The sequence below is a fragment of the Acinetobacter sp. YH01007 genome (genome assembly GCF_013420425.1).
In the GTDB taxonomy this organism is placed as follows: domain Bacteria; phylum Pseudomonadota; class Gammaproteobacteria; order Pseudomonadales; family Moraxellaceae; genus Acinetobacter; species Acinetobacter towneri.
This window is the reverse complement of the sequence record NZ_VOYC01000002.1, coordinates 175,054-183,316: the sequence shown is the minus strand read 5'-3', so window position 1 is coordinate 183,316 and position 8,263 is coordinate 175,054. Positions and strand designations below refer to the sequence as shown.

Annotated in this window: 10 protein-coding genes and 1 tRNA gene; 10 read left to right on the top strand and 1 reads right to left on the bottom strand. The window is 41.0% G+C overall.

Translation table 11 applies throughout. The features are described from left to right. The 10 genes from FTT74_RS01355 to FTT74_RS01310 form a co-directional block, all read left to right on the top strand. On the top strand, window positions 1-239 hold a 239-nt coding region (locus FTT74_RS01355), incomplete at its 5' end, for an integrase core domain-containing protein (protein ID WP_026438351.1). Window positions 240-602: 363 nt separating this feature from the next. Then, the gene (gene lepA / locus FTT74_RS01350; protein ID WP_004971725.1) at window positions 603-2,420 is read left to right on the top strand and encodes a translation elongation factor 4; all 1,818 of its coding nucleotides are present in this window, start codon (window positions 603-605) and stop codon (window positions 2,418-2,420) included. A gap of 21 nt (window positions 2,421-2,441) precedes the next feature. Continuing rightward, window positions 2,442-3,269, top strand: a complete 828-nt coding sequence (lepB, locus tag FTT74_RS01345) for a signal peptidase I (RefSeq protein WP_004971724.1) — start codon at window positions 2,442-2,444, stop codon at window positions 3,267-3,269. A 24-nt stretch (window positions 3,270-3,293) separates the two neighbouring features. Beyond that, window positions 3,294-3,665 carry a DUF4845 domain-containing protein gene (locus FTT74_RS01340; protein ID WP_178865619.1) on the top strand — a complete coding sequence of 124 codons (372 nt, stop codon included), beginning with the start codon at window positions 3,294-3,296 and terminating at the stop codon, window positions 3,663-3,665. Next, window positions 3,637-4,338, top strand: coding sequence for a ribonuclease III (gene rnc / locus FTT74_RS01335; protein ID WP_004971722.1), 702 nt, complete (start codon window positions 3,637-3,639; stop codon window positions 4,336-4,338). The genes FTT74_RS01340 and rnc overlap by 29 nt, the downstream gene beginning before the upstream one ends. After that, window positions 4,335-5,363, top strand: a complete 1,029-nt coding sequence (gene era, locus FTT74_RS01330; RefSeq protein WP_218618915.1) for a GTPase Era — start codon at window positions 4,335-4,337, stop codon at window positions 5,361-5,363. The genes rnc and era overlap by 4 nt, the downstream gene beginning before the upstream one ends. A gap of 22 nt (window positions 5,364-5,385) precedes the next feature. Further along, complete coding sequence (locus FTT74_RS01325; protein WP_154320888.1) at window positions 5,386-5,580, top strand: NF038104 family lipoprotein; 195 nt, start codon at window positions 5,386-5,388, stop codon at window positions 5,578-5,580. 14 nt (window positions 5,581-5,594) lie between these two features. After that, window positions 5,595-6,308 (top strand): DNA repair protein RecO, encoded by a 714-nt coding sequence (gene recO, locus FTT74_RS01320; RefSeq protein WP_026438188.1) that lies wholly within the window; start codon window positions 5,595-5,597, stop codon window positions 6,306-6,308. 11 nt (window positions 6,309-6,319) lie between these two features. Then, window positions 6,320-7,045, top strand: coding sequence for a pyridoxine 5'-phosphate synthase (pdxJ, locus tag FTT74_RS01315; RefSeq protein WP_026438307.1), 726 nt, complete (start codon window positions 6,320-6,322; stop codon window positions 7,043-7,045). A gap of 39 nt (window positions 7,046-7,084) precedes the next feature. Continuing rightward, window positions 7,085-7,738: a tRNA-(ms[2]io[6]A)-hydroxylase gene (locus tag FTT74_RS01310; protein ID WP_004971715.1), complete on the top strand. Its 654-nt coding sequence runs from the start codon at window positions 7,085-7,087 to the stop codon at window positions 7,736-7,738. A 281-nt stretch (window positions 7,739-8,019) separates the two neighbouring features. On the opposite strand, the gene FTT74_RS01305 is transcribed toward FTT74_RS01310, so the two are convergent. Beyond that, a tRNA-Asn gene (locus FTT74_RS01305) sits at window positions 8,020-8,095 on the bottom strand. Window positions 8,096-8,263: the final 168 nt, after the last annotated feature.

Sequence of the window (8,263 nt, the reverse complement as noted above, 5' to 3'; positions counted from 1 at the left end):
AAATCAGTATGGATGGTAAAGGTCGATGGGTAGATAATGTGATGGTTGAACGATTATGGCGGAGCGTTAAATATGAAGAGGTGTATCTCAAAGCTTATAGCAGTGTCACAGATGCGAAAAAGCAATTAAGTGCATATTTTGAGTTTTATAATTTGAAACGACCTCATTCGAGTCTAGACAAAATGACACCAAATGAGTTTTACTATGATCAGCTACCCCAACAAAACAAGGTGGCTTAACTAGAGCGGAATATCACTTATAAATACGCTTTTAGTTGTTCAAACAAGTGGGACCACCTCTCACCAAGTGTAGCGTCATTGAAAGTTGCTGCATGTTATTGCTGTCGATGTTGTTAAAGAGGGTATTCACCTGTTTCAAATAGCATGAAGTATTCTTCAATTCTCACTTTAATTACGACACACATCTCTGCATAAAAAGCCTGAAACTCTCGAATAAAAAGAAAAACGCGTGAGGCTGCAAAAGGAAGTCATTATTATGGATACATTGAAAAATCCATCTGCTATAATCCTTCGCAATTTCTATTCGGCTTTTGCTCTGCATGAATTTTGAGGTGCAGAGCGTGTTATTTTTCAAGGTAACCCATGGCGCAAGCTAAAAAAACTGTTGATATTAAAAACATCCGTAACTTTTCGATCATTGCCCATATTGACCATGGTAAATCGACTCTAGCAGATCGTTTCATTCAAACCTGTGGTGGTTTACAAGATCGTGAGATGCAAGCTCAGGTGTTGGATTCTATGGAGCTTGAGCGTGAGCGTGGGATTACCATTAAAGCCACCTCAGTGACTTTATACTACAACCATCCAAATGGTCAGGAATACCAGTTAAACTTCATTGACACCCCAGGACACGTTGACTTTTCCTATGAAGTATCACGTTCTTTGGCAGCTTGTGAAGGTGCGCTATTGGTAGTCGATGCGGCACAAGGGGTAGAAGCGCAATCAGTTGCAAACTGCTATACCGCAATTGAGCAAGGCTTAGAAGTTTTACCTGTACTGAATAAAATTGATTTACCGCAGGCAGAACCTGAGCGCGTGATTCATGAAATTGAAGAAATTATTGGTATCGAAGCGCAAGATGCACCCACCTGTTCGGCTAAAACAGGTTTAGGCATCGACAATGTATTAGAAACCTTGGTGAATGTCATTCCTGCACCACAAGGTGATCGTGATGCGCCATTGCAAGCCTTAATTATTGACTCATGGTTTGATAACTATTTGGGCGTTGTGTCGCTGGTACGTATCAAGCAAGGTCGCGTGCGTAAAGGCGATAAAATGTTGATGAAATCGACAGGTCAAACGCACATTATTACCTCAGTTGGTATTTTTAATCCAAAACATACCGAAACAGGTATTTTGGAAGCAGGTGAAGTTGGCTTTGTTATTGCGGGTATTAAAGATATTTTTGGTGCGCCAGTGGGTGATACCATCACACTCGCAACTACACCAGAAGTAGAAACCTTACCAGGCTTTAAAAAAGTTAAGCCGCAGGTTTATGCAGGTTTATTCCCAATTGATGCCAGCGACTTTGAACCGTTCCGTGAAGCCTTGCACAAACTACAAATTAACGACTCAGCTTTGTTCTTTGAACCTGAAAGTTCAGATGCTTTAGGCTTTGGTTTCCGTTGTGGTTTCTTGGGCATGTTGCACATGGAAATCGTACAAGAGCGTTTAGAGCGTGAGTACGATTTAGACCTAATTTCATCAGCTCCAACGGTTATTTATGAAGCTGTGATGAAAAATGGCGAAACGGTTTATATCGACAGTCCATCTAAAATGCCTGATGGTTCAACTGTAGAAGATTTGCGTGAACCGATTGCGGAATGTCATATTTTAGTGCCGCAAGAATACTTGGGTAACGTCATGACCCTATGTATTGAGCGTCGTGGTGTGCAAAAAGACATGAAATTCTTGGGTAACCAAGTGTCTATTACTTTTGAAATTCCAATGGCAGAAGTCGTGATGGATTTCTTTGATAAATTGAAGTCATGTTCACGTGGTTTTGCATCGTTAGATTATAACTTTGTGCGTTTTGAAAGTTCATCTTTGGTTAAAGTAGATGTACTGATTAACGGTGAAAAAGTTGATGCCTTAGCGATGATTTGTCACCGTCAGGATGCACGTCACCGTGGTATTGCCTTGGTTGAAAAAATGAAAGACTTGATTCCGCGTCAAATGTTTGATGTGGCTATTCAGGCTGCCATTGGTGCACAAATTATTGCGCGCTCAACCGTGAAAGCGATGCGTAAAAACGTACTTGCGAAGTGTTATGGCGGTGACGTTTCTCGTAAGAAGAAACTGCTTGCCAAGCAAAAAGAAGGTAAGAAACGTATGAAGCAAGTGGGAAGTGTTGAAATCCCGCAAGAAGCTTTCTTGGCCGTACTTAAAGTCGAACGCTAAAATTATAAGGATAACAAGCCCATGGATTTTGATTTTAATTTGATTCTCGTTCCTGCCACATTATTTTTTATTGCGGTGTGGCTGCTCGATAAATTTGTATTTAAACAAAGAGCGACGAAAGGGCGAGGCAATGAAAACTTCATTATCACATGGGCTTATGATTTTTGGCCTGTTTTGGCAGTGGTGATGGTACTGCGTTCATTCCTGTATGAACCATTTAATATTCCGTCAGATTCTATGGTGCCAACCTTAGAAACGGGCGATTTTATTTTGGTGAACAAGTTTGAATATGGCGTGCGTTTGCCAATTATTAACAGCAAAATTATAGATGTGGGTTCGCCTGAGCGTGGCGAAGTTGCGGTGTTCCGTTATCCACCACAACCAAGCATTAGTTATATTAAGCGTATTGTCGGTTTACCAGGCGATCATATTGTTTATGATCATGGTCAGCTGAGCATTAATGGCGAGAAAGTAACGAAAACCCCAATCCAGTTTAGCCGTGAAAAAGACAGTCTAGATACACCTACTTCAATTTACCATCAGGAAACTTTAGGGGCGCATACATTTACCATGCGCGAGCTTGAAGGTGTAAACGTGGCGCGTCAGGCACCATTCCTGAACTATGTAGACAATGGTAAATATTCAGCAGAAAATGGTTTATATTGGGAAGTCAAAGTACCTGAAGGTCATTACTTCGCGATGGGGGATAACCGCGATCAAAGTGCTGACAGTCGTTTTTGGGGCTTTGTACCAGAGGAAAACCTAACAGGCCGTGCATTCTATGTCTGGATGCATAAAGAACCTGGGTTTAATTTGCCGTCATTTAGTCGTAACGGCAAAATTGATTAATAAAGCAGATTAGGAAAATAAAAAATGCGTCATCAACAAGGGGCATCCTATATTGCAATTTTAATTGCAATTATTGGTTTTGCATTTATGGCAAAAGTAGCAGTTGCAGTTTGGGCACCATATTTCGATGATCGAATGTTGGACAATCAAATTGAAGAACAATTGTTAAATGGGCCAAAAAATCTATCACCACAACAGTTTATTGGTGAAATGGACAAGCGTTTAAGCATGAACAACATTCGCGATATTAAATTTGCAGATGTGGCTCAAGTGACTAACGTCGATGGTTTAGAAGTGAAAAAAGAATATGAAATAAGAAAACCTTTCTTATTGAATATTGATATTGTAATGAAGTTCGAGAAAAGTTTTGATCAAAGCTCAGTCCAAGCTAAATGAGACCCGTCTAGCCAGCCGAATCGGTTATCAGTTTAAGCAACCTGAATTGCTTAAATTGGCTTTGACTCACCGCTCGGTGAGTCATAAACACAATTACGAACGTCTGGAATTTCTAGGCGATTCGTTGTTGGGAATGATTGTTGCCAATTATTTATATGTGGCTTATCCACATGAAAATGAAGGGCGTTTAACGCGCATGCGGGCAACACTGGTGCGTCAGGAAGCCTTAGGTAAAATTGCCAATGATTTAAAGCTCAGCCAAAATTTAATTCTCAGTACAGGTGAATTGAAATCTGGTGGTCATCATCGTGAGTCTATACTGGCGGATACCGTAGAAGCGATTATTGGCGCCATTTATGTCGATAGCGGTGATTTGAATTTGCTGCAAACGATTGTGCTAAAATGGTATAGCCCTTATTTAGATCATATTGAGCCAACCGATCAACTCAAAGACCCTAAATCACGCTTACAAGAGTATTTACAAGCACGTAAAAAACCTCTCCCGGTTTACGAGGTTGTAGATATTCAGGGCGATGCACCGAATCAGCATTTCATTGTGGAATGCCGAGTCGATAGTTTGCCTGTAATGAAGGGTGAAGGTTCAAGCCGTCGCTTTGCCGAGCAGGCAGTTGCGGCAGATATTTTAAAATTCTTGGAGCAAAAGTCTGAATGACCATCCATTCCGATCACGTAGATGCTGATCACGAGTCGAATAACGACGCCAATGACCTAATTAACCAATTCTTTAGCGGTCAGGGAACTGAAATTCCATCTGATTTCCGCAGTGGTTTTGTTGCGATTGTTGGTCGCCCGAATGTGGGTAAATCGACCCTCATGAACCACTTATTGGGTCAAAAACTATCCATTACTTCACGTAAACCGCAAACCACACGTCACAAAATTGTGGGAATTGATTCACGTGAAAAATCTCAGGCTGTGTTTGTAGACACACCAGGGATGCATAAAAAAGAAGTCCGTGCCATCAACAAAATGATGAACCGTGCTGCATCATCTGCTTTGCGTGATGTGAACTTGGTTTTGTTTGTGGTGGATGCACAAAAATGGACGCAAAATGATGAGTTAGTCCTAGAAAAGCTGAAAAATGCAGAAATGCCAGTGATTCTAGTGATTAACAAACTCGACACTTTTGAGAATAAAAATCAGGCTTTGCCGATTATTCAAGAACGTGCCAAGTTAATGAACTTTGCCGAAATTGTACCTGTATCGGCATTGCGCGGCGCGAACCTAGATCATTTGCGTGACACGATTGAACGCTATTTGCCATTCCAGCCACCGTTGTACTCGCTAGATCAAATCACAGACCGTTCAGAACGTTTCTTGGCATCTGAAATTATCCGTGAAAAGATCATGCGCCAATTGGGCGAAGAACTGCCTTACGATTTAACCGTGCAAATCGAATCATTTAAAACTGAAGATGCGGTTTTAAATGAAAAAACGGGTCGTATGAAAGCGCCATGTACCTATATTGATGCCACTATTTTTGTAGATCGCCCAGGTCAAAAAGCCATTGTGATTGGTGAAAAAGGCGCGAAGCTGAAAAAAATTGGTATGGATGCACGGGTCGACATGGAAAAAATGTTCGAGCAAAAAATCATGCTGACGCTTTGGGTGAAAGTCAAAGGTGGTTGGTCTGATGACGAACGTGCATTAAAAAGCTTAGGATATAGTGATATCTAAGTTTGACGAAAAGGGAACTGTGATGATGAAAGTGTTGGCCATTGTGGCATGTATGTTTGTCTTGCAAGGTTGTATTCACAAAGTTGTGACAGTTCCCGTAAAAGTCGCCTACAAAACCACAAAAGGTGTGGTGAAAGGCACTGCTGCTGTAGTTGGTGCTGTCATTCCAGATGGTGATGACGAAGAAAAATCCAAACAAGAATCCTCTAAAGAATAGGATTAATTGACGCAATCATGCGTAATGAAATCTTGCATGGTTATTTAATCCATCATCGAAAATACCGCGAACGTAGCCATATTGTGCATTTGTTTACCCGCGAACATGGGCGGGTCGATGGTATTTTAAGACAAATGCCACCGCCACAATATCAACCGATTCGCATACAAGCTTCGGGAAAATCAGACCTTAAAAATTTCACTAAGCTGGAAATTGTCAATCAACCCGTTTTTTTCTTTGGTGATGCATTTTTTTCAGGCTTTTATTTAAATGAAATTGTGTTGCGCTTGTGTTCTGCCGAAGTGGAAATGCCTGAAACTTTTGTGCAATATCACCAGACTTTGGCGCATTTACAACATTTATCTAGTCAAGAAAATCCTAATCTATTTTTAAGACAAATTTTACGTCAGTTTGAACATGCATTATTGGAAGAATTAGGCTATGCGATTGATTTTTCAGTCGATGCGAATCAAGAGCCGATTCAGCCCAATCTACATTATCATTTTCAACTGAATGATGGTTTTATCCCTACTACACAAGCTTCACGAGCCAATTTGCTTGGCGCACAGATCCTCAGTATGTGCGACTATGAAAAAGGTAGGGATTTTAACCCAGAGCAGTTACAATTACTGTCTCGGCTGTATCGACAAATGATTAGTTCACTGTTGGGTGATCGACCTTTAAAAAGTCGCCAATTGTGGATTCAGAATTCTCAAACCCAAGCGTAATGTAGGAACCTATTATGGCTTTACTCGGTGTCAATATTGACCATGTGGCAACTTTAAGACAAGCGCGTGGCACGAACTATCCAGACCCTGTGAAGGCCGCATTAGTTTGTGAACAGGCGGGTGCAGAGGGGATTACTTTGCATTTGCGTGAAGACCGTCGTCATATTCAGGATGATGATGTGCGTCGTATGCGTCCGTTGCTAAAAACTCGTATGAATTTGGAAATGGCAGTTACTGAAGAAATGATCGAGTTTGCCAAAGAAATTCGTCCACAGCATGTATGTTTGGTACCTGAGCGCCGTGAAGAAGTAACCACTGAAGGTGGTTTGGATGTAGTAGGCAATTTTGCAGCAGTTAAGGCCGCTACTCAGGAATTAACAGCAATTGGCTGTGATGTGTCACTGTTTATTGATGCAGATCTTGCACAAATTGATGCGGCCGTTGCATGTGGTGCACCGACCATTGAAATTCATACAGGCGCGTATGCCAATGCAGAAAATGAAGCTGCACAGCAAGCCGAATTGACCCGTATTGTTCAGGGCGTAGAATATGCAGCTAGCCGTGGCTTAGTGATTAATGCAGGGCATGGCTTGAACTTGGACAATGTAGGTGCAATTGCCGCTATTCAACACATCCATGAGTTAAATATTGGTCATGCTTTAATTGGTGATGCTGTATTTGTCGGCTTGGAACAGGCTGTTAAACGCATGAAAGCTGCGATTGATGCAGCGCGTTAATCTGCATATTTAAAATTGAAAGATAAAATTTGAAACGTTATGTCCAGCATAAATTATGATGAATTGATGCAGCCTGTGATAGCATTTTTAGGCTGCGAAACACCCAAAGAATGGTTGAACGAAGCATTAAATAATTTAGATATTTTGATGCAAGATCATGCTAACTGTGAGAAAAAAGCAGCAGGCACAGCCATGAATCTGATGTTTCGTTACAGCTTTTTTACCGATTTGCAGGTCAAACTGGCACAGTTGGTACGCGAAGAAATGCTGCATTATGAGCAGGTGCTAGAGTTCATGGCAAAGCGTGGGCAAATGTGGCAGGGTTTAAGTGCAGGGCGTTATGCAGGCGGTTTACGTAAAGAAATCCGTACCTATGAACCTGAAGCACTAATTGATGTTTTGGTGATAGGTGCCTTTGTAGAAGCACGTTCATGCGAGCGGTTTTATGCGCTTGCGCCATTGGTAGATGAAGAATTAGGTAAGTATTACCGTTATTTACTGAAATCAGAATCACGGCATTATGAAGATTATTTGGCACTGGCTTTGGATGTAGCAAAAACAGCAAAACTGAAAAACCCTGAAGAAGATATTCAGGGGCGAATTCAGCATATACGTGAAGTGGAAAAGAATCTTATTTTAAGTCCAGATGATCTGTTCCGTTTTCATAGTGGTGTGCCTGTGCAAGCCGCTTAAAACTTGTAGATGATCTAAGATAGAAAACGGAACTTCGGTTCCGTTTTTTTATCAATCAAGTTATTGCTTAGGTATTTTGATTGTGGATTGTTGCCTAAGTCACTTAGAAATGATCAAGGCTAAGATTAGGAATTACATTAAGCTGAATTGCCCAAAACAGTTACATTCTTCTTTTTGAACGATTAAGGCATGAATCGCTGCTTGGTTATTTACAGACCACATCATCCATAAATTTTAGGCAATAAAAAACCCAAGTCGTTATGCTTGGGCTTTTTAGAATTTGGCTCTCCCACCTGGGCTCGAACCAGGGACCTGCGGATTAACAGTCCGTCGCTCTACCGACTGAGCTATGGGAGAATCTGAATGCGATTATAAGCAGATTTAAGCAAGGGTCAAGCATAAATTGTCATGTTTCTTTCATTTTGACTTTATATGCTTTTTATTTGAACAAAAAACAAAATTTTATTAAAAAATCACCCACAAGACTTGCGTTACACAAAATCGGTTGTTAGTCTGAGTGACAGA